The 1,321-nt window shown below is 65.0% G+C and carries 1 protein-coding gene; it reads left to right on the top strand.

Translation table 11 applies throughout. The features are described 5' to 3' along the window. Positions 1-39: 39 nt before the first annotated feature. On the top strand, positions 40-1,272 hold the full coding sequence (locus ACKLNI_RS00035) for a TRAP transporter substrate-binding protein (RefSeq protein ID WP_413716946.1): 1,233 nt from the start codon (positions 40-42) through the stop codon (positions 1,270-1,272). The last annotated feature ends 49 nt before the right edge of the window (positions 1,273-1,321 follow it).

The following is a 1,321-nucleotide window of genomic DNA, read 5'->3' as shown; positions in this document are numbered from 1 at the left end:
AACACAACGTCTCAATAATTGCAGAAACGGGAGGAAGCAATGGGAGTGAACGATCGTATCGGGGGGGTCTCGCGGAGGGATTTCTTCAGGATAGCTGGGACTTACGGGATGAGTTCGACGCTTCTGGCGGCGGGGACGTTTGGCGGCGTGATGACGGCGGCGAACCTGGCGCGGGCGGCGGAATCGACCTATGAGCGGCGCTTTTCGAAGCCTGCGAAGTTCGAGCTGAAGTTCGGCGCGGCGGGGTTCAACCCGCAGAACCTTCTGATCGAGCGGGCCGGCGCGCTGGAGTTCGCACGCGATCTGGAGGCCCGCACGGACGGCGAGATCCGGGTGGAGTTCATCGGCAACAACCAGATCTGCGGGCAGCTGTCCTGCGTGGAGAAGACCCAGCAGGGCATCACCGACATCTACGCGGCCTCGACGCAGAACTCGGCGGGCGGCGCGCCCTACCTGAACGTGCTCGACTATGCGTTCATGTTCCGCTCGCGGGCCGACCAGTACCATTTCCTGTATCACCCCAAGAGCGTCGAGCTGCTGCGCGACCCCTACGAGAAGCGCCACGGCCTGAAGTTCCTGTTCTCGCATTGCGAGCTGCGCGGCATCCAGCTGGGCCTGTCCTGGCAGGACAAGCCGACGGTAACGAAGCTGGAGGAGCTGTTCGGCACGAAGAACCGGGTGACGGGCACGCAGCTTGGCCGGATCGCGATGAACGCGCTGAACCTGAACCCGGTTCCGATCGCCTGGGAAGAGACGCTCGACGGGCTGAAGCAGGGCCTGATCGACGGGGCGGAGACCTGGGCGTCGGCGGTGGCCTATGCCAACATGTCGCCGGTGGTCAGCCAGTGCGTCGACCTGAAGTTCTTCTGCGGCACCGAGCACACGGCGATGAGCGCCGAGGTGTTCGACAGCCTGGGCGGCGAATTGCAGGACGCGGTGATGGAATCGGCCTACTGGACGCAGGCGCATGTGCAGGCGGCGAACGAGGCGGCGCTGGTCAAGACGGTCGGCTTCTCGGACCCGCAGATGCCGGGCACGATCTTCGCCCAGAACGACGTGCGCGTCGCCTTCCTCGACGATGCCGAGATCAAGAAGGCCGAGGAGATGTGCTCGCCCGAGTTCCAGCCGCAGCTCTGGGAAGAGTGGCGCGACCGCCTGAACGGCTGGGCCGGCGGGATCGACACCTACCAGGAGATCTACTCCGTCGCCCGCGAGATCGACGCCGCAACCCTGCCCGAAAACGTCGAGCCCCGCCGCTGGTGGAAAGGCTGACAAAACACCGCTAACATCACACCCGGCCCCGCTGAAAAGCGGGGCCGGA

This window comes from Silicimonas lutimaris (assembly GCF_047314965.1).
Lineage (GTDB): Bacteria > Pseudomonadota > Alphaproteobacteria > Rhodobacterales > Rhodobacteraceae > JAVJUV01.
This window is presented reverse-complemented; position numbering and strand designations above follow the sequence as displayed.